Annotated in this window: 18 protein-coding genes; 9 read left to right on the forward strand and 9 right to left on the reverse strand. The window is 61.7% G+C overall.

From position 1 onward, the window contains the following. Positions 1 to 73 precede the first annotated feature (73 nt). Both KF814_05975 and KF814_05980 read left to right on the forward strand, forming a co-directional pair. A complete protein-coding gene (locus KF814_05975) occupies positions 74 to 1,297 on the forward strand; it encodes a fibronectin type III domain-containing protein (GenBank protein MBX3235680.1) in 1,224 nt (407 codons plus the stop codon). A gap of 123 nt (positions 1,298 to 1,420) precedes the next feature. After that, positions 1,421 to 2,209: a fibronectin type III domain-containing protein gene (locus KF814_05980; protein ID MBX3235681.1), complete on the forward strand. Its 789-nt coding sequence runs from the start codon at positions 1,421 to 1,423 to the stop codon at positions 2,207 to 2,209. Positions 2,210 to 2,256: 47 nt separating this feature from the next. On the opposite strand, the gene KF814_05985 is transcribed toward KF814_05980, so the two are convergent. The 4 genes from KF814_05985 to KF814_06000 all read right to left on the reverse strand — a co-directional run bounded on the left by KF814_05985 (position 2,257) and on the right by KF814_06000 (position 5,261). After that, positions 2,257 to 2,994: a formylglycine-generating enzyme family protein gene (locus KF814_05985; protein ID MBX3235682.1), complete on the reverse strand. Its 738-nt coding sequence runs from the start codon at positions 2,992 to 2,994 to the stop codon at positions 2,257 to 2,259. A gap of 176 nt (positions 2,995 to 3,170) precedes the next feature. Continuing rightward, positions 3,171 to 3,830, reverse strand: coding sequence for a class I SAM-dependent methyltransferase (locus KF814_05990; GenBank protein MBX3235683.1), 660 nt, complete (start codon positions 3,828 to 3,830; stop codon positions 3,171 to 3,173). A gap of 42 nt (positions 3,831 to 3,872) precedes the next feature. Continuing rightward, positions 3,873 to 4,343 carry an MOSC domain-containing protein gene (locus KF814_05995; protein ID MBX3235684.1) on the reverse strand — a complete coding sequence of 157 codons (471 nt, stop codon included), beginning with the start codon at positions 4,341 to 4,343 and terminating at the stop codon, positions 3,873 to 3,875. Positions 4,344 to 4,364: 21 nt separating this feature from the next. Further along, the gene (locus KF814_06000; protein MBX3235685.1) at positions 4,365 to 5,261 is read right to left on the reverse strand and encodes a 50S ribosomal protein L11 methyltransferase; all 897 of its coding nucleotides are present in this window, start codon (positions 5,259 to 5,261) and stop codon (positions 4,365 to 4,367) included. Between the two features lie 44 nt (positions 5,262 to 5,305). Here KF814_06000 and KF814_06005 point away from each other — a divergent pair, with 44 nt between their 5' ends. The 5 genes from KF814_06005 to KF814_06025 all read left to right on the forward strand — a co-directional run bounded on the left by KF814_06005 (position 5,306) and on the right by KF814_06025 (position 13,798). Then, positions 5,306 to 7,168, forward strand: coding sequence for a hypothetical protein (locus KF814_06005; protein ID MBX3235686.1), 1,863 nt, complete (start codon positions 5,306 to 5,308; stop codon positions 7,166 to 7,168). 84 nt (positions 7,169 to 7,252) lie between these two features. Continuing rightward, the gene (locus tag KF814_06010) at positions 7,253 to 10,690 is read left to right on the forward strand and encodes an MFS transporter (GenBank protein ID MBX3235687.1); all 3,438 of its coding nucleotides are present in this window, start codon (positions 7,253 to 7,255) and stop codon (positions 10,688 to 10,690) included. Positions 10,691 to 10,824: 134 nt separating this feature from the next. Then, positions 10,825 to 11,811, forward strand: a complete 987-nt coding sequence (locus KF814_06015; GenBank protein MBX3235688.1) for an amidohydrolase family protein — start codon at positions 10,825 to 10,827, stop codon at positions 11,809 to 11,811. 6 nt (positions 11,812 to 11,817) lie between these two features. Further along, positions 11,818 to 12,333 (forward strand): sigma-70 family RNA polymerase sigma factor, encoded by a 516-nt coding sequence (locus KF814_06020; protein ID MBX3235689.1) that lies wholly within the window; start codon positions 11,818 to 11,820, stop codon positions 12,331 to 12,333. A 46-nt stretch (positions 12,334 to 12,379) separates the two neighbouring features. Further along, positions 12,380 to 13,798 (forward strand): hypothetical protein, encoded by a 1,419-nt coding sequence (locus KF814_06025; GenBank protein MBX3235690.1) that lies wholly within the window; start codon positions 12,380 to 12,382, stop codon positions 13,796 to 13,798. 169 nt (positions 13,799 to 13,967) lie between these two features. Here KF814_06025 and KF814_06030 read toward each other — a convergent pair whose 3' ends face one another. Beyond that, on the reverse strand, positions 13,968 to 14,126 hold the full coding sequence (locus KF814_06030; GenBank protein ID MBX3235691.1) for a hypothetical protein: 159 nt from the start codon (positions 14,124 to 14,126) through the stop codon (positions 13,968 to 13,970). Positions 14,127 to 14,150: 24 nt separating this feature from the next. On the opposite strand from KF814_06030, the gene KF814_06035 reads away from it, so the two are divergent. Then, positions 14,151 to 14,708 (forward strand): PAS domain-containing protein, encoded by a 558-nt coding sequence (locus tag KF814_06035; GenBank protein ID MBX3235692.1) that lies wholly within the window; start codon positions 14,151 to 14,153, stop codon positions 14,706 to 14,708. Between the two features lie 6 nt (positions 14,709 to 14,714). On the opposite strand, the gene KF814_06040 is transcribed toward KF814_06035, so the two are convergent. The 4 genes from KF814_06040 to KF814_06055 form a co-directional block, all read right to left on the reverse strand. After that, a complete protein-coding gene (locus tag KF814_06040) occupies positions 14,715 to 15,371 on the reverse strand; it encodes a hypothetical protein (protein ID MBX3235693.1) in 657 nt (218 codons plus the stop codon). Between the two features lie 256 nt (positions 15,372 to 15,627). Next, complete coding sequence (locus KF814_06045) at positions 15,628 to 15,975, reverse strand: hypothetical protein (GenBank protein ID MBX3235694.1); 348 nt, start codon at positions 15,973 to 15,975, stop codon at positions 15,628 to 15,630. A 53-nt stretch (positions 15,976 to 16,028) separates the two neighbouring features. Beyond that, on the reverse strand, positions 16,029 to 16,283 hold the full coding sequence (locus KF814_06050) for a hypothetical protein (protein MBX3235695.1): 255 nt from the start codon (positions 16,281 to 16,283) through the stop codon (positions 16,029 to 16,031). Positions 16,284 to 16,418: 135 nt separating this feature from the next. After that, complete coding sequence (locus KF814_06055; protein ID MBX3235696.1) at positions 16,419 to 17,465, reverse strand: hypothetical protein; 1,047 nt, start codon at positions 17,463 to 17,465, stop codon at positions 16,419 to 16,421. 243 nt (positions 17,466 to 17,708) lie between these two features. Here KF814_06055 and KF814_06060 point away from each other — a divergent pair, with 243 nt between their 5' ends. Further along, positions 17,709 to 20,057 (forward strand): sigma 54-interacting transcriptional regulator, encoded by a 2,349-nt coding sequence (locus KF814_06060; GenBank protein ID MBX3235697.1) that lies wholly within the window; start codon positions 17,709 to 17,711, stop codon positions 20,055 to 20,057. Positions 20,058 to 20,167: the final 110 nt, after the last annotated feature.

The raw sequence follows: 20,167 nt of genomic DNA on the forward strand, positions 1-20,167 counted from the left end.
GACTCGAGTTTGTTTCACTTCTGGCACGTCGATTGCTCAAATCAATTGGTGCGACTTTCTTGGAGGTTTCACCATGCAATTCAGAAAAAGTCTGTTGGCGATTGTTGCTGCCGGTTGCTGCGCGAGTCTCGCAATTCAGACCATCCCGCAAGCGATGGCCGCCACCGCCGCCTCTGTGTCGCCGATTCAGGTGACGCCTCCAGCTGGACTATCCTTGACCGCCCGAAGCGGACAGACCGCCACCGGCACCCTCAGTCTTCGCAAAGACGGCACCGACCAGCACACCTATTTCATCAGCACGAATCAAAATTGGATCTGGATGAATCCGCCCTATGGGAGCACCCAGACGATCGCCTCGGAAACGGACCAAATTGTCGTGACTGCTCAAACTGCTGGGTTGCCGGTCGGCACCCACACAGGCGTGGTGTACATCGTCCAAAATGCACCGGACAACTCGACGAATATGCAGCGGATTCCCGTGACCCTGACGGTGACCGCCGGCACCACGACCGCGACACCCCCGCCGCCGCCAACCCCTACGGCAGTCACTCCTCCGCCTCCTGCGACGCCGCCGAGCCCGCCGCCGGCCCCGACGACCGTCGCAGCCTCGCCGATCCAGGTCACGCCCGGCGGGCTCACCCTGTCGGCCCAGAGCGGGCAGACCGCCGTCGGCACCTTGAGTCTCAAGAAGACCGGCACCGATGCCCGCTCCTACTACATCAGCACGAACCAGCCCTGGATCTGGATGAATCCGCCCTACGGCAGCACCCAGACCATTACGACCGAAACGGACCAACTGGTGGTCACGGCCCAAGCAGCCGGGCTCGCCGCCGGCACCTATAGCGGCGTCGTCTACCTGGCCGAGTCAGGCATCAACGGCTATAGCAACATGATCAGGGTGCCGGTCTCGCTTACCGTGACCGGCAGCGCCACGGCGGCCACTCCGCCGCCGCCCCCGCCGCCGCCCAGTACGGTGACTGCGCCGCCGCCTCCGCCTGTCTTGAGTTCGGTGGCAAGTACGCCGCCTCCGCCCCCACCGACGCCTGTCTCGACGACCGCGAGCGCCACGGTGTCATGGACGGCGAATACAGAATCAGATTTGGCCGGATATCGCGTCTACGTCGGGACATCGTCGGGAAACTATACGTTCAGAGGTCCATTTGAAGTCACCAGCGGGACCAGTCTGACGATTCCCAACCTGCCCCTCGGAACGACCTATTTCTTCGCCGTGTCCGCGTATGATCGTTCCGGTAACGAAAGCGTCAAGTCGGTCGAATACAGCAAGAGCCTGTTCTAGGCCAGCAGCAGAGCTAACAACCGTAGGCCGGTGCGCCAGTGGCGCCCGGCTTGCGGGAGAGCGGTCCGGACTTGCAGGCCATCACCGCCTGCAGCATCCACCGTCCGCATCGGAGATTGCGCCATGAAATACAGGGGCCGTTTCACGTCCTTGTTTCTTGTCATCCTCGGCGCCGCACTGTTCCCGATGCCGATCCCTACGCAAGCCGACACCACCATTCCTCACGGCCACAGCCTGATCGTTCGGCCCAAACCACCCGCCACGCAGGAGGAACAGGCCTCACCGGCACAGGCTGGCGACCGCAAAGACAAGAGCCAGCCAAAACTCTCGTTGTCCACCCCTCCCGCCTCGACGAATAAACTTACGGCCCTTCCTCGGACAGGAAAACCGATTCGCCTCTTGTCGATGGGATCACGGATACCCAACACCGGTGCCCCTCCGTCCCAGGACCGTGAGATAAAGATGATGACGGACACGTCGACGGAAACCGATACGCCATCGGCGCGTGGCCGCGGCGCCGCCAGAAGTATTGTGCGCCGTGGGGATGAGGCGAACCAATTCTCGTTGCCCGTCGCTCCGAGTCCCCCGATTGTCCTGGTTCCTATGCACATGCCGGCTTCCGCTCCACCCGCGGCGAGTTCCCCAAGCACCCAGCCCCCGATGCCGACGACCGGCGCGGCGATACTCTCCTGGGCTGCTACCGCCGATGGCAATCCGGCCGGATACAGAGTCTATGTCGGAACGACCCCTGGTCAGTATGGTTATGCGGGGCCGTTCGACGTCACCGGAGGGACGAGCTTCACGTTGAGCGATCTGCCGCTCGGCCACACCTATTACTTCGCCGTCTCAGCCTTTGACCAATGGGGAAACGAAAGCCCGAAGTCGGACGAAGTCAGCAAGAATATTTATTGAGTGATCAGAGCAACAGGCCGTGAGCGGGTGTGCCCGCGGCATCCGCGTCACGGTAGAGTGTTGGAAGCGGTGTTCTTGGCGCAGCGAAATCCCGTGTAGCTGTTTTGAGTATCCGGCGACAGCTTGAACCGGCCATAGGTGAGCAGATACTTGGGCAGGTCCGACCAGGCCCCACCGCGAAGCACTTTGAATGATCCAGCCTCGGGCCCCGGCGGATTTCTCACGGGGCTCCGCTCGTAGTACCCCGCTTCATACCAATCCGCAACCCACTCCCAGACATTCCCGGCCATCTGAAACAGCCCATAGGGACTGACCCCGGTTTCATAGGATCGAACCGGCATCAGTGCTTGGCTATAGCTGAACCGCGCCCCCAGTGCGAAGTTCGCCTGAGCCTGGGTAGGCGCTGAATTGCCCCAGGGATACAGCCGCCCGTCAGTGCCGCGCGCAGCCTTCTCCCATTCCGCTTCCGTCGGCAACCGCCGCCCCCGCCAACGGCAATAGGCCTCGGCATCGCCCCAGCTCACACCGATCACCGGACGGTCATGGTGAACAGCAAGATCTACCGACTCCCACAACCAAGGCGTGATCCGCTTCTCCTGCGACAAGAACGCCGCATATTGCCGGGTCGTCACTTCGTGAAGATCGATTTCGAATCGGTCAAGCCAGACGCGATGCTGCGGCTTCTCATCTTCCAACGCCTCGGTGCCGTCGGCCCCCATGAGAAACTCGCCTTCGGGAATCACCGCCATCGGCGTCTCGAGGACTGAGACAGCATCAGGACTCACGCGCGGCTTCTTTAGCTGCTGCAGCTGAGCCGCAACCTTGTCGCAAGTTCCTACACTCAACAGGAACAGTAAGGACAGCGTCAAGGACAATCGGTGGGTGCGCAGATCAGGCAAACTCATTTCTCGGCTCGGCAAGATGCTCTAAAAGGCCGTCAGTCTCACCCGCCCAACCCCGCTCACGGGATCATGCCGCCCACCACCCAATGCCGATCATCCGGCACATCGATCAGCAACCGTGACAGGTTCATCTGCGCCAGCTGGGCAGCCACTTCGTCTTCCGTGAAAGCCGCGAGGAGCGAGTTGTAGAAATCGCGTTTCAAGATGGGCGCCTCGTCGGCCGCATACTGTTCGACAAGCGCTTGCGCCGCCTCGGGAGAATCCGGCCGCAGAAGATCCATCACGAGAATACAGGCGCCTGGCTTCGCCCACTGTCTGAGGCGTCCCCAAAACTGCAGCGGATTGGGGAGATGATGCAGCAGGCTGTTTGACAAAATCGCATCGGCGCCTTCGGCGGGCTGCCAGGCCTGAAACCGTTCGCAACAGAGCGTGATCGCCCCGGCCGCGCTCACCTCTTTCACCGCTTGTTGCGCCAATTCGATCATCGGCCGGCTGGCATCGATCGCCGTCATCCGAGCCTTCGGATACCTGCGCAGAAACCGGAGCGGAATGTCCGCCGGGCCGCAACCCAGATCGATCACATGTCCTTCGGTCCACTCCGGGAAGTACTCACAAAATCGATCGACAAACCCTTGGTTCTCAGAGGAAAAATCAGCCCGCGCATAGGCCAGCGCCTGCGCAGCATCGTCCATCAACTCCAGTTCAAGTATGCGATCCATTTCCTTCGCCTTCACTAGATCGCGAAGTTACAAAATCCCAATTTATCCGTTCACCCTCACCGCGTCGCCCTGCTTCACGTGGCCTGCTTGCAGAACACGGGCATAGGCACGGCTCCATCCGGGATGGCGCTTCTGGGAGATCCGTTCGTAATTTCCATCAATGAACCACTGGGCATTGAACCGACAAGGGGTCGTGTAGCCGGTGATCTCCAGCTGCAGGCTCTCGCCGATGTCGAGCCTGTCACCAGGTCTCAACTGATTCCAATCCAACCCTGCAATGGTGAGGTTCTCCCCGGACGCCCCTGGCGCGATCGAGTGCCCCTCTCCTTGCAATGATTCGATGACCTCGAGGGAGTACAGACAGACTGCCCGATCGGGGCCTCCATGCACCTTTCGATTCCGCTGCCGATCGCCGACGAGCCCTTCGGTCGTGACCTGGACCGACGGCACCGAGCTCTTCGGCACTCCGCCGTCCGATACACTGATTTGATGGAGATATGGCGCAATAGGCATGGGGAGGGTGGCCAAAGGCTCCTAAGTTCCGTCGCATCCTTCCATAGCGATCAATTCCAACGCCAGCCAGCCGTCTCGTTCGCGGGCATGGGCCAGATAAGCACCGTGGGCCGCGTAGGCTTGTTGAATTTCGTCACGCTGGTCCAGCAGAAGGCCCGAGAGCAGCAACCTGGCGCCCTGCGCCACATACCGCGCCAGCGGCTCCACCACCGCCAGCAACGTCCTCCGATCCACATTCGCCAATACCAACGTCGGCGCGAATGCCTCGCCGGCCCGTTCTTCACCGGCAGACAGCACCTCCAGGCTTAGGCGTTCGTCGAACCCGTTGACCTGGGCATACTCCCGCGCGCACTCGATCGCCACGGCATCATTGTCCACCCCTCGTGCCCGTTTCGCCCCCACTCGCAACGCCGCCATCGCGAGAATTCCGCTACCGGTGCCGATATCCAGCACGAAATCCGTCGGGCCGACCAGCTCGGGCAACCATTCAAGCAACAATTGCGTCGTCGCATGGTGACCGGTACCGAAGGCCTGCTTGGGATCGAGGATGAATTCGATCTCGCCGGGCTTCAACTCCACGCTGTGCCACGCGGGACGGATCACAAAGGGGCCGACCCGGATCGGTTGGACCTGTCTGGCCCATTCGGCATTCCAATCCCGATCGGGCAGATGATTGACGCGCACCGCACCAGGGCCTGGCTCGCAACCGAAACAGGCCAGCGCGGACTGCAAGGACCTCAAGTTATCCGGTCCCCATTTGGCGGCAGGCCAATAGAGGTGCAGCAGATCTTCTTCCTGCCATGCCCCCATCACATGCGGATCGCTCAGCAGGCCCAACAGCTCGGCCGGATCTACGGCCGCCGTCACGTCCACCTGAATCCATTTGCTTGTGTCGAGATCGTTCGTGGTTGACGTCATCTCAGAGTCCCAGTATCGTCAGCAATACAATGTCCGTACATTCGATGCCAGCCACCGTCCTGTCACGCCTGGCGGCCCTTCAGCGCACCATCCGACGCAGTGAGCGCCTCACCCTCCGCGGCCAACGGGCGGCCGCTTGGTTCAGTCGCATCCGGCTCGGTCTTTTTGTCGCCGGGCTGATCGGCTCGATCGTCCCGCACAAGCTCGGTTGGACCCTGACGGGCAACCTCGTTCTGGCTGCCGCCCTCCTCGGGTTCGCGACGGCGGCCTGGTATCATAACAGGCTCGAAGATCGCTTGCATCGCCTGGACCGCTGGCGTCGCATCAAGCAGGCGCACGTCGGCCGAATCCACCTGGACTGGTCTCTCATCCCCCTGCGATCGGTCGAGATGCCGGATGGCCACGGCTATGCGCGCGATCTCGACGTGGCAGGTCCCCATTCTCTGCTGCATTTGATCGACACCACCATGTCCGCGCAAGGCCGGGATCGTCTGCGGAACTGGTTACTCGAGCAGCCGGCGCCGATCGAGTCCTGGAACCATCGGCAAGCGTTGGTGCGTGAACTCGCGCCGCTTGCCCTGCTCCGCGATCGGCTGGTGGTCGAATCGCAGACCTTGGATGAAGCGGACATCGATGGGCGACGGCTCCAAGCCGTGTTTCAGAAGGACGTCGAAGATCGAGCCCTGGTGCCGCTCTTACTCGTTGAAACCGGCCTCGCGATCGCAACCCCGTTGCTGCTGCTCGCAGACGTATTCGATCGCCTGCCTGGCTACTGGATGCTGTCGTTCGGCCTCTATGCATTCCTCTACTTGATGGTCCGGGGACGGAGCGAAGAAATCTTCGACCATGCGCAGTCGTTGCATTTCCAAATGGAACGGCTCAGCTCCGTGCTCGGTTACCTGGAGCACCGGGGCTACGCCCTCACGCCCAAACTCGGCATGCTGTGCCGCCCGCTCACGGACAGACAGACCAGCCCCTCGCGTTCGCTCAAGCAAGCCGCGTCCCTGATGAACCGGCTGAGCGTGCGGGCCCACCCCTTGGTCCATTATGCCGTCAATGCCATGGTGCCCTGGGATCTCTATCACACGTACCGATTGCAACGGCTCCAGGACCGCATTGCGACCGTCGCGCCCCAGTGGTTCGAAACTCTCGCCGAGGTCGATGCCACCGCCGCCCTCGGCACCTTTGCCTACTTGCATCCGGACTACCAGTGGCCGGACTGCCGGGTCAGGCCAGGGTCTGCGTCAGCCAACGGCGACCGACCGTTGATCCAAGGGGAAAGCCTCGCACATCCCTTGCTCCCGCGAACAACCAGGGTCAGCAACAGTATCACGCTCGAGGGATCGGGGCGCATCTTTCTGGTGACAGGCTCGAACATGTCGGGCAAAAGCACGTTCCTGCGCACAGTCGGGATCAACACCTGCCTGGCCCAAGCCGGTGCCCCGGTCTGCGCGCGCACGTTTGTCTGGACGCCGGTCCGGTTCGGCTGCTGCATCCGAGTGGACGATTCTCTGGAAGCGGGGCTGTCGTTTTTCTACGCCGAGGTCAAACGGTTGAAAGCGATCCTGACGGCGGCCGAAGCACGCCAACGCCCGCCGGTGCTGTTCCTGATCGACGAAATCTTCAAAGGCACCAACAACCGTGAACGACTGATCGGCGGCCGGGCCCTCATCACTCAGCTCACCGGCACCAATGGGTTCGGTTTCGTGACCACGCACGACCTCGAGCTGGCCGAACTGGAGCGACAGGGCACCGGCGTCACCAACGTCCATTTTCAGGAAACCGTGGCGGACGGCGCGTTGCAATTCGACTACCGGCTCCGTCCTGGCCCCTGCCCGACGACGAACGCCCTGCGGATCATGGAACTTGAAGGACTTCCGGTACGCAGTCCGGACCTGGGACGATAGCGGATTGCATCGGGCCGGGAGTTCCTGCAGACTAGCGACCGGATCACGCGACGCACGGCATAACCCCGATCAACGGTGACCCCCATCGACACGCAGCCTCCCGCTTCGCTCAAGACCTCTCCGCTCCGGGGCCTGCTGATTGCCCAGTTCTGCGGCGCGTTCAACGACAACGCCTGGAAGTTGATGGTGGCGCTGCTCGGCATCCGTCAACTCGCCGCCACGATCGCGCCCGGCCCCGAATTCGAAACGGCTTCGCAAACCCAGACCTCACTGGCCTTCATCATCTTCACGCTGCCCTTGGCGGTCGTCTCGCTGGTCGCGGGACTGCTTGCGGACCGGGTCAGCAAACGCACGGTCATCATCGGCATGAAGTCGGTCGAGGTGCTGCTGATGACGGCGGGAACCGCCTCCCTGTGGCTCAATCCGGCCGGCGGTCTCCTGCCCCTCATCGTGCTGGCGGCAATGGGCATCCACAGCGCGCTGTTCAGTCCGGCGAAGTACGGCATCCTGGCCGAATTGGTTCCACACGAAAAGCTGGCGGCCGGCAACGGACAGTTGGAGATGTGGACGTTCCTGGCCATTCTTTCGGGAACCGCCGCGCCGGGAATTCTGTTATCGCTGGTGGGGGATCACGTCTGGCTGGCACCGCTGCTGCTGGCGATCCTGTCGCTGGTCGGTTTGGCCGCGGCCCGCACCATTCCACCCGTTCCACCGGCCAGGACCGAGGGCGGTTTACTCAACACGTGGCAGGGCGCCTGGTCCGCCCTGCAGGCAGACCGTATGTTGCGGCTCGCCGTGAGCGGCGCGGTGTTCTTCTGGACCATCGCGAGCCTCTTCGCCCAAAACATCTTGGTCTATGCCAAGGCTGTGTTGGGTGTGTCCGATTGGCAATCCGGCCTGCCGCTCATGATGCTTTCGATCGGCATCGGCATCGGAGCCAAGCTGGTGGGACACCTCTCCCAAGCACGCGTAGAGTACGGCCTGATTCCCCTCGGCGCCGTCGGCGTGGCGGTGATGTTGTCGAGTCTGGGCTTGTTCGCACCGGGATTTCCCTCCACGCTGACCCTGATGGTTCTGCTCGGCACGGCCAGCGCGATGATCTTCGTGCCGTTGAACGCCTTGATCCAATGGCGCTCGCCCGCGGATCGCCGAGGTTCGGTCATCGCCTTCGAAAATACCTGCGTGTTCACCGGCATCATGCTGGGCTCGCTCGGCGCCGGCTCGCTCGCTCAGGCCGGCCTCTCCACCACCGGAATCTTTCTCGCAACCGCAGCCTTCACGGTCCTCGGCACAGTCTGGGCAGTGTGGCTGCTTCCCGAAGCCCTGCTCCGCACCCTGCTGGTGATCTTCACGAACTCCGTCTACCGCCTCAAGATCGTCGGCCACGAGCATGTTCCCAAAAACGGCGGTGCTTTGCTGGTCCCCAACCATGTGTCCTTCATCGACGGCCTGTTGCTAATCGCGAGCGTCGACCGTCCGATCCGCTTTGTCGTCGATGCACACTACGCCCAACATCCGCTGATGAAACCCTTCATGCAGGTGCTGGGGGTCATTCCCATCACAACGCACGGCGGACCGAGGGTGGTGCTGCGCGCATTGCGGGACGCCGGCTCCGCCATCGACAAGGGCGAGATCGTCTGCATCTTCCCCGAGGGCCAGATCACACGGACCGGCACGTTGTTGCCGTTTCGCCGCGGGTTCGAGCGGATCATGAAAGGCAAGCAGGCACCGATCATCCCCGTGCACCTCGATCGCGTCTGGGGCAGTATCTTCAGCTTCAACCATGGCCGCTTTCTCTGGAAACGGCCTGAGCGGATTCCCTACCCGGTGACGGTGTCCTACGGCGAGCCCCTGCCCGCGTCCACCCCCGCGCACGAGCTGCGCCACCACATTCGTACGTTGGGCGAAGCGGCCTGGCAACTCCGGCGTTCCGGCCGCCGCCCGCTCCACCGGCAGTTTGTGCGTGCGATGAGACGCTACCCGTTCCGCTTTGCGATGGCGGATCAGAACCGGCCGCACGTGTCGGCCATTCAGGCCTTGATCGGCGCCATCGCCGTGGCCCGTGCGTTGGCCCCCCACTGGCGGAATCAGCGCCACGTCGGAGTCCTGCTGCCGCCGACGGTCGCCGGCGCATTGGTGAACATCGCCGCAGCGCTCTGCGGGAAGACGATCGTCAACTTGAACTACACCGTCGGAAAGGCCGGCCTGGAAGCCGCCGTCCGGCTGGCCGGACTGGAATCCGTCGTGACCAGCCGCGCATTCGTTGAAAAGGCCAAGCTCGAGCTGCCGTCGAGCCCCACAATCCTCTGGATGGAAGACATCGGCAAAACCATCGGCTCATCGCAGAAACTCGTGGCGATGCTGTTGGCCCTGCTGGCTCCAAACCGGCTCATCGAACGCGCCTGCGGCCAAGAGCGGCCCACGAGCACGGACGACCTGGCCACGATCATCTTCAGCAGCGGAAGCACCGGAGACCCCAAGGGCGTCATGCTCTCGCACTTCAGCATCGATGCCAACGCACAGGGGGCCACGCAACTGCTGCATCTCTACCAAGACGAACGGGTGCTCGGCATTCTGCCCTTCTTCCACTCGTTCGGCTATCTCGTGTTCTGGTTCGTCATGTTCAACAACGCCGGCATGGTGTTTCATCCATCTCCGCTCGACGTCACGGCCATCGGAGAGCTGGTCCATCGCCACCGCGTGACCTTCCTCGTCACCACACCGACCTTCTTGCAGCTCTACATGCGGCGTTGCACCCCCGAGCAGTTCAGTTCGCTCCGCGTGGTGCTGACCGGTGCCGAGAAACTGCCGCTGCGGCTGAATCAAACCTTCGAAGACCGCTTCGGCATCAGGCCCATCGAAGGCTACGGCGTCACCGAATGTGCACCGGTCATCGCCGTGAACAGCCCGGACTTTCGGGCGGCAGGATTCTTCCAAACCGCCTCACGCCGCGGCACCGTCGGACAGCCGCTGCCGGGGATTGCCGTGCAAATCGTGGATCCCGAGACATTCAAGCCGCTCCCGCCCGGTACAGCCGGTATGCTCTTGGTAAAGGGCCCCAACGTCATGAACGGCTATCTGGGGCGCGAAGACCTCACCGCGCAGGTCATGCGGGACGGGTGGTACGTCACCGGCGACATCGCCTCCCTCGACGACGATGGATTCTTGTCGATCACGGATCGGCTGTCGCGCTTCTCCAAAATCGGAGGAGAGATGGTCCCGCACGGGCGTGTCGAGGAGGCCTTGCAAACCGCCGCGAACGCCGACATGCAGGTCTTTGCCGTCACCGGCCTGCCGGACGAGAAGAAGGGGGAGAGACTCGCGGTACTCCACACGCTCGATGAAGCCAAGCTGCCCGAGATTCTCGAAAAAGTCGCCGCATCCGGCTTGCCGAATCTGTTCATTCCGTCACGGAACCATTTCGTGAAGGTCGAGGCGCTGCCCGTCCTGGGGACCGGCAAACTGGACCTACGCGCGCTCAAGCGCATCGCGACGGAACGATTGGGAGCGCGTGAAGCGTGACGCATAGGCAGGGCAAGGGAGCATACGGCATATAGCCTATGGCGAATGGCACAGACTCTCTTCGGAGCGAGGAATCCATCTGCTCTTGCCCATGCCATACGCATGAGCCATAAGCTATTCGCTCTCATTCCATAATGCTTAGCACGGCAAAGCAACTGATCGACTGCCACGTCCACCTGGCGGCGTTGCCGGAGCGCGGCAACGGCTGCTTCATTTCCCCGAAACTCCTCAAGAGTCCGCTCTTTCGGTTTCTGCTCTGGAAACAGGATCTCTCCCCGACCGATCCGGCTGAGGCCAACAGGAGATATATCGACCATCTCGCGACGGAACTCAGGGCCTCGGCCCATGTCGGCAAGGCCGTGCTGCTCGGCATGGACGGGTTCTACGACCAGACCGGCCTGCTGAATCGGCAACACACCGAGTTCCTCGTCAGCAACGACTACGTCTTCCGCCAAACCAACGCGTACCCAGACCTATTCTTGGCCGGGCCATCGATCAACCCGCAGCGGGAGGACGCCGTCGATGAAGTCCATCGTTGCGCGGACGCCGGCGCGGTGCTCGTGAAGGTCCTGCCGAACGCCCAGCATTTCAACCCTGCCGACCCTAAGTACCGTTCGTTTTATCGGGCACTGGCCGATCGCCGACTGCCGCTCCTCAGCCATGTCGGGTTCGAGTTCAGCTTGATCGGGAAGGATCAATCCGTAGGTGAACCGGACCGGCTGCGGCTCGCTTTGGATGAAGGCGTCACGGTCATCGCGGCCCATGCCTGCAGTTACGGCCTGATGCTCTACGAAAAATTCCTTCCGACCCTGCACGAATTCGCCGCACACTACCCGAACTTTTATGCCGATATTTCTGCGCTGACGCTGCCGAACCGCATGAAGATGTTGCTCCATCTTCGCCGCTGTCCGGATCTCCATGGCCGGCTGCTCTTCGGTACGGACTATCCGCTCTCGGTCTTTCATCTCGCCGCCTGGGGGCGTGTCGGACTGAGGGCCTTGTCGAAGATCGTGCAGACCGACAACCGGTTTGATCGGCAGGTAATGCTCTGCCGGGCGCTCGGGGTGAATTTTATCTCGATTGGGGATATGCTGACGCGGCCGACCGCGCCAACAGCGTAATCATCCATGGATCGAGACCACATCCTCAGCCGCTTGCGTGAAAGGATTCTCGCATTTGCGACATCACGTCTTTCGAGGGACCTCGCGGAGGACCTGACGCAGGAGGTGCTGATCGTCCTGCAGGAGAAATACGGCTCCGTGCGGGAGCTGACCGAATTGGTTCCACTCTCGTTCCAGATTCTCCGCTTCAAGATGTTGGATGAACACCGAAAGAGTCTCCGTCGCGGATTGTATAATCAGGAAAGCATCGAAGCGCTGCCGCTGGCCGACCCGGCGGACGATCCGGCCTCGCAACTCGACCAGAAGCAGCGAGTGGATCGGCTTGTCTCCGCGATCGCGCAACTTGGGGAACGGTGCCGGGAACTCTTCCGTTGGAAACTGGAAGGCAAGACCTTCCCCGAGATCCAACGGCTGATGAACCAAACCTCGATCAACACGATCTATACTTGGGATCTCCGTTGCCGAAAACAGTTATTGGATCTCATGGGCGGGACATGGGACGCCCCCGGGATCAGGCGATGACCGAGTCTTTCGAACCACGAGATACGCTTTACGCGGGACGTTACCGATGACCGACCACGATCTCGACAAGTTGCTGGGCGGTTTCGCTGCCGACACGCTGACGCCGGAGGAGCGGCGCAAACTCTATCAAGCCGCCATCGATGACCAGCAACTGTTCAACGCGCTGGCCGACGAACAGGCACTGAAGGAACTATTGATCGATCCGGCAGTGCGTCAACGACTACTGGAGACGCTTCGCCGGCCCGCTCCCGATGAAAGGCGTAGCGGGCTCTCCTGGTTGGATTGGTTCCGAAGACCGGCGGGGCTGGCCTTCGCTGGCGGACTCGCCGCAGCCCTGTTCACATTGGTGTTCGGCACCAGAATTTTCGAAGAAGGGCTCAAACAGTCGTCCCAGCCGGCTGCCACCGAGGAGGCACGGCCGACCGCGCTTCCAAGCTCGCCGCCACCGGCGAAGCAAGCGGCCCCTGAACCGGAACAAGCCCTACCTGGCCTCGCCAAGGGCAAGGCTGCCGCCGTCAAACCGGAGCCGAGACAAGAATTGCCGCGCGAGAAACCGCGCAAACGCGAGCGGACTCAGTCCACGCCACGCGCCGAGCCACCGCAAGCGATCACACCGACACCTCCTCAATCGGTGGCTGGATCGTCGGCGGAGCGGTCGACGCAGGACCTGGCCGCGCTGAAGTCCACGGCCGACCGCGCATCGGACTCGGCTACTGAATTGAAAGAGACGGCGCCGGCAGGCAACGCCACCTTGCAACCATCGGCCGCGGCCCCGGCACCATCTTCAGGTGCTCCTGCTTCCCCCTCGATAGCCGGCGCTCCGCCTCGTCCCTCCTCGCTCCTCGCCGCTGCCGCACCCGCGCAGAGCGCTCGGGCCCTGTTCTACAGCGGGCAGCCCAGCGAGTCCGATCGTAGCGAGCATGAGCGGAAAGCATCCAAGAGCCAGGGATTCTTCGGCTTGGGCAGGTCTGCCGCCAAACCTGAAATGCTCCCGCCGCTCGGTCTCCGATACAGCATCATGACGATCGAAACTGACGGCAGGCAGAAAGAGGTGGATCTGTCGACGGCGCAGCCCCTTCGAGGCCCCATACGATTGACCGTCGAAGCGAATCAGGCGGCCTATATTCAGGTTTGGAAAGCCGTCGGCGATGCAGATCCGCAATTGCTGCTCCCTGATAAGGAAACGGGCAAGATTTCGCTCAAACTTGCCTCGGAACAGCGTGAGCAGGTGGCGCTGTCGGTAGAATCAACTCCTATCAGGCTGACGATTCGCCTGTCGCGCGTACCGTTCGGACCGATCACCAGACAGGAAGCCGTCTTGCTCGGTCGCCTCGCAACCGACCAACTGACCGAAGCCGTCAGCCAAGCCGGACCATCCGGCTCGCAGGAAACGGCAACCTATGTCGTCAATCAGGATTCTTCTCCAACTGCGCAGCTTCGGGTCGAAATTCAACTCACCCACTGACTTCCGGCTCCTAGCGAACCGGGGGACCGGCCAGCTGGAGTTGCCGCCGCGCACGGCTCAGGCGCCCCTGCTATCAGCGCGTTCATTTCCGTGTTAGCATGTCGCCAGACGGGCAACCTGCGCCTATGTTCAGGCCAGTTCCTCACGTCGCTCGCTTTCGCTGGATTCCCTACCACCCCATCACGGCGGTCGTCCTCACTCTCGCGTTGGTCGTCACCGTCGTCCCGCTCTCCTCAGCCTCGAGCGGGAGCACCTGCTGGTGCGCGGCCTGGTGGCCGACCAGGCACTTCAAACGGAACAGATCCCGTCTCTGTGACAATCCCGCCAAGACCTGATCGTCACCACGCTGCTCGTGTTTCTAATCAGCGCGATCGGCATCGCCGTGGTCATCACTCTGCTTCATTATGAGAACACCCGCCGAACCCTCGAAGAGGTGAAGGGCCTGGCACGCAATATTCTTCAGAGCATTCCGACCGGAATCCTGACCTTGAACGGACAGGAGATCATCACGGCGGTCAATCCGGCGGCCGAATCGGTCTTGAAACGACCTTCGGCCGCACTGCAGGACCATCGGCACATCACGCACAACGATATGCCCGCGGAATGCCGCCGGCTCTCCGCCATTCTGGACACCTTACAAAAGTTCGCCGGGCCAGACTCAATGGGTCGCCATGAGATTCACCTGCAGGACCTCATCGAGCACATTGCCTCCCCCATGAGAATCGAGGCGGACGCGCGTGGGATCACGATCGAGCAATCGGTCGATGGGGACCTTCCGCTCGTCATGGGAGACGAAACCCAGATCAGTCAGGTGTTGGCGAACGTCATCGTGAATGCCTTCCACGCGATGCCGCAGGGCGGGCGATGTCGAATCAGCGCCTGCGAGCGCAGGCGGGAAGGGATATCCTAGGGCGGATCAGGGCGGCGCGGTGATGTCGGTGCGGTTCCAGGTAAGGAAAAACAATACCGTGTACTGGTTGTAGAACGTGCGTCCCACCATCGTGGCGGACGAGCCGAGAAACTCGCCCGTGCGGTTGTCGTAGACATCCAGATGCAGCCTGGCATAGCCGCTCTGGTTCTGCTGCTTATAGAGCGTCAACTCGGGCAAGGCAAAAGGGATCAGTACGCTCTGGACCGGCGGCATCCCGAAAAAGGTGATGCCTTGCATCGTCCCGAAGGACTCCGCCATCACACGAACCAAGTAGGGCGACTCCATGTCGTGAGCCCGCACCCGGTAGCCCTGCCGCCCCAGCTCAGCCGCAACCGTATCGCGAATGTAGAGAATGTCCCGTGACGGGCTGTTGACGGACCCCAAGTCGGAGTTCGTCATGCGAAGACGGGATCGATCGCTTTCCAGCCCTGTTGCATCCACCTCGATGTTGACACCCGCCGGCACCTGCAGGCTCATGTTGGCAACAGCATGGGTCACGGCTTGGGTCAGCAGCACCTGCTCGACCGCCGTCCTGGGCGTGCGCGAGAGTTCCTGCTCCAGCGAGCAACCGACCGACAACATCAAGAACACGAACAGGCCCGGCCTGATCTTGCCCGTAGAATGACTCCACCACATACGCATCAAATCTATGCTAATCGTCCGCATGCGCTGATGCAACAGGCAGGCATGGCCTCTACGAGAAGGATGTCTGAGGAGACGAGTTTGAGCATGCTTCCTAAGAGGCCGAGCGCGGTGCCTGGTGGAGGATGAACGGCAAGGTCTGATAGCCCAGAATGTTCAAAAAGGCCGTCCTGAGAGTCCGCAGGCGCACCCTCTGGGGTACGGTGAGGATATTTTCAAGCCGAGAACGATGCTGGCGGCCTTTTTCAACATCGTGCTAAAGCAGTTCGCCCACGAGCCACGGCGAGAAGGGCGGCGCACCCTTGTAGGTGCAATCGCCGGACATCGGAGAGGTCAACCAGGCAAGGACATGGTAGGACTGACCTTCGACGTAGATGTTGCAGACGGCCAGGTCACCGGAACGCACTTCCAGAGAATCCTCACCGCAATGGGGAATGAGCCGGAAGCGAGACCCGCCGGGCGCGAGACTTCCCAGGTTGATCGGTTGCGAGCACGCATAGAGGACGAGATCTTGAATCTCCTCCTGCCCGCGGTTCTCGACTCGCACCGTAGAATGTTTCAGCCAGACCAGATTCGGGGCGCAGAGGAGCAGAATGATTCCCACCCCTAGGACAAGACGTGTGAGAACCGGGCGCCGGCCGGACGTCGACGGAGCCATCAGGCGGGACCGGGTCGTTCAGACTGGCGTGCGTTCAGGCCTGACAGCCGACGGACCAGCAGGCCCAAGATCGATTCCACCACGAGCAGCATCGCCAAGGCGAGCGAGGAAACGATCCGCAGCTTGCCCGCTTGCTCCGCCGTCGGCAAGAGCTCAAACGAACCGTAGGCAAGGCCCAGCACTGCCAGCACAATTCCAAGTCCCGCAAGCGCCATCAGCGACCGCAGGAAACCGATTGTGACGCTACCGATCATCGCAAGCGTTCCATGTCACGAACTCAAATTTGCCTCACCCTACCTGGCCTCTCTCGCGGGATCAAGTGCCGATGCCGAAATGTGCGACGGGGTACGGCAATGACGCCGTACCCCGCACGAGTCTGGCGCGCTCTCTCACTCTTCGATGCTGATGATCGGGCAGTTCACGACCACCCCGATCGAGCCCCAGGCCTTGCCCTCAGGCCCTGAGATCTGGCCGGCGTAGGCCTTCTTCTCAACTTCGTTGAAATCCTTCAGCGTGACGGAGTTCGACGCCGGCATCGCCACCTGTGCCCACACCGTCGCATGCACGTCCCACATCGGGCTGTAGGCCAGCGCACGGGGACCGGCTGGGATCTCCTGCACGATGTTCAACGGATCTCCCTCGCCCATTAGCGCGGAGCTGAGTCCCTGCCGCTGGGGATTCATCTTGCCCGTCGGCCCGTTCACGACAGGGGCCAGCCCGGTTAAGGCGGAACTCGGTTCGTTGGACCCCTTGTTCGGCAGCGCTTTGAGGTTCGGGGTATAGTTCGCGGCCTCGATTGCGGCGACGGCTGGATCGGATGCGTTGAAGGACGTATAGTGCACCCGACGTCCTTCGAAGAATCCATCCGTCATCTTGAACGTCGCTGCCTTCTTCTCGAGATCGATGCGGATCAGCCGGTCGTGCGTCCCGCTGTTGTTCTTGATCTGAGGCGCGTTCAGCACAACCCCGTTCGGAAGTTCGATCAGCGGCGTATAGAGCGCCTCACCAATGGCACCTGGCTTGGCTTCCTTGGGAGGAAAGCCGGTCTCGCTCGGGATCACGACCCGATCCGGCGCAAAATCCACACTGCCCAAGAATTGAACCTTTCCGTTGACCATCCCCACCTTCTGCACGGCGAGCGTGCCCTTGCCGTTCGCCATCTTGGGGCTATAGTGCACGCCCCGCGTCTCCGCATCGGCCTTGTCCGATGACTCCGTCACGACAAACCACACGCGCTCGCCGTTGCGCTGGCCTTCGAAAATCGGCAGTGTCACTTCGGTGTAGTCTGCGTTTTCGATGGCGCTCTTGAGCAGCAGGCGGTGTCCCTTCTTGCTCCCCGTGCTGTCCGCATTGGCGGAAACCGCCAGCGACAACAACGCGACACCGGCCGCCGCCATTACGCTCCACGTTTTAGCCTGAGGCATCTGCTTGTCCATGATTCCTCTCCTGAAGTGGTGAAGTGGACCATTCCACTTTCTAGAGAGGAGTCGGAGAAGGGGGGAGGATCTTACGGGGAGGCTTAACCATTAGCTGAGTAGAGGAGGCTCAAGCCGCCACCTTTTAGTACCACCACCGTATCATCGATACGCTTCCTACCACTTAAAATGCCTTGTCAGCTCTTCCCCCACCTTGCTGCCTTCTAAGGGAAAGTGCTAGGCTTTCCCCGCTACGAGGCCCCTATGACATCCCCCGTTGCCGGCTCAGAGCAAGACCCGCTCCACTCCGCGCTCGAAGCCCTCCGACACAGCGAAGAATTTGCGACCCGTCTCATCGAAGCCAGCCGCGACTGCATCAAGGTGCTCGACCTCGAAGGACGCCTCATCTCCATGAACGCCCATGGGATGGCGGCGCTGGAGATCTGCGACTTCGGGTCGGTGGCCGGCTCATCTTGGACGGATTTCTGGGAAGGCGATGACAGAAGAAATGCCGATGCCGCCGTGGAGGCCGCGAAACGGGGCCTGGTTGGGCACTTTGCCGGCTTCTTTGCGACGGCCCAAACAAAGACACCGAAATGGTGGGACGTGACCGTCAGCCCCATTCTCGGGAAGGATGGGCAGCCGGAACAGCTGCTCGCCGTCTCGCGCGACGTGACGGACCTCAAACAGGCGGAACAGGTCCTGCGCGACTCCCATGCCGTGCTGGAACGGGAAGTGGCCGACCGTCGCCACGACCTGGCGAAGACGAGCGCGGCGCTCAGGCAGCTCGTCGAGGGGGTCGAAGCGAAGATCGGCGAGCAGTTCTTTCCTGCCCTCGTCCAACAGTTGGCCGAAGTGCTCAACGTGAGCTATGCGTTTGTGTCCGAGTTCTGCGCCGACCGCACCAAGGTAAAGACGCTGGCCTTCTGGGCGGATACGCGTTTCGAGCCGAACTTCGAGTACGCCATCGCCCACACGCCCTGTGAAATCGTCCTGGCAGGCGAACTCTACCATTGCGCGGAAAAGGTGGCCGATCAATTCCCGCTCCATCGCAAAGAATTGGAAGAGATCCAGGTCGAAAGCTACCTGGCGATTCCGGTAACAAGCGCGACCGGACAGGTGCTGGGCCATCTCGCGGTGATGGACCGCAAACGCATGGAACTGGCCCAGCTCGATCTTTCCATCTTCAAGGTGTTCGGGGCCCGCGCCGGCGCCGAGTTGGAACGGCTGCAGATGGAGCGCCGCCTCGTAGAGAACGAAGCCAAGCTTAGAGATCTGTTCGAGGAGGCCCCGATCGCCTATGTGAACGAGGGGCTGGACTCGAAATTCATCCAGGCCAACAAGACCGCGCTTCAGACCCTCGGCATCACGGCGGAGCAAGTCGAAGGCACCTATGGATTTTCGTTCATCCCCAATACGCCCGAGGCGCAACGGCGCCTGAAGGAGGCGTTCGAGTCGATCGGCAAAGGGATCGACACCAGCGGGGTCGTGCTCGAACTGCGCCGCAAAGACAACGGCAAGCCGCTTTGGATCAAATGGTGGTCGCGGCCTGACCCAGGCGGCACCTACACGCGGACCATGTTCCTCGACATCACCGAGCAGGTCTTGATGGAGCAGGAAAAGGCGCGGCTTGAAGCGAAAAACCTCTACCTGCAGGAGGAGATCAAGACCGAACACAATTTCGAGGAGATCATCGGCAGCTCCTCTGCAATCCGCAAAGTCTTCCAATCAGTCGAAAAAGTGGCCGCCACGGACACGACCGTCCTCGTCACCGGAGAGACCGGCACCGGCAAGGAACTCATCGCCCGAGCGATCCACCACCTGAGCCCACGGAAGGACGGCATGCTCGTGAAGGTCAACTGCGCGGCGATCCCGGCGGGCTTGATCGAAAGCGAGCTGTTCGGCCACGAAAAGGGCGCATTCACCGGCGCCTTGATGCGAAAGATCGGCCGGTTTGAACTCGCCGACCGGGCGACATTGTTTCTCGACGAAGTGGGGGAAATCCCCTTGGACCTGCAGACGAAACTGCTGCGGGTCCTGCAGGAAGGCGAGTTCGAGCGGCTGGGCAGCACCAGGACGATCAAGGTGAACGTGCGGGTCATCGCGGCGACCAACCGCGATCTGGAGCAGGAGGTGCGGGCGGGACGGTTCCGTTCCGACCTTTTCTACCGCCTCAAGGTCTTCCCCATTCACTTGCCGCCGCTGCGGGAACGGGCTCAGGACATTCCGCTGCTGGTCAAATACTTCGTCAAGAAGTACTCGGCTTCGATGGGCAAACGCATTGAGTCCGTCCCGGGAGGAGCGATCGAGCGGCTGAAGAGCTACGCCTGGCTCGGCAACATCCGCGAACTCGAACATGTCATTGAACGGGCCATGATCCTCAGCCAGGCACCCGAATTGGATCTAGGCGACTGGATACCCAAGGGATCGGAACAACCCCACCCCGACCAGTTCGCGACCTTGGAGGAACGGGAACGGGCGCATATTCTTGGCGTCCTGACCCACACCAACTGGCGCGTCAGCGGCGACAAGGGTGCAGCCGCCATTCTCGGCCTCAAACCCACCACCCTCGAAGCCCGTATGAAGAAGCTGGGCATCACCAGACCAGCCTAACTCCCATTTCAGCCATTCGACAGCCGGTCACTCGAGCCCGCCTCATGCGGCGCGGGCGATCCGACCGCCGAGGCCGATCCATGTAACCTTTCCCCCCCGGCGCCCGACTA

This window comes from Nitrospiraceae bacterium (assembly GCA_019637075.1).
GTDB lineage: Bacteria > Nitrospirota > Nitrospiria > Nitrospirales > Nitrospiraceae > JAHBWI01.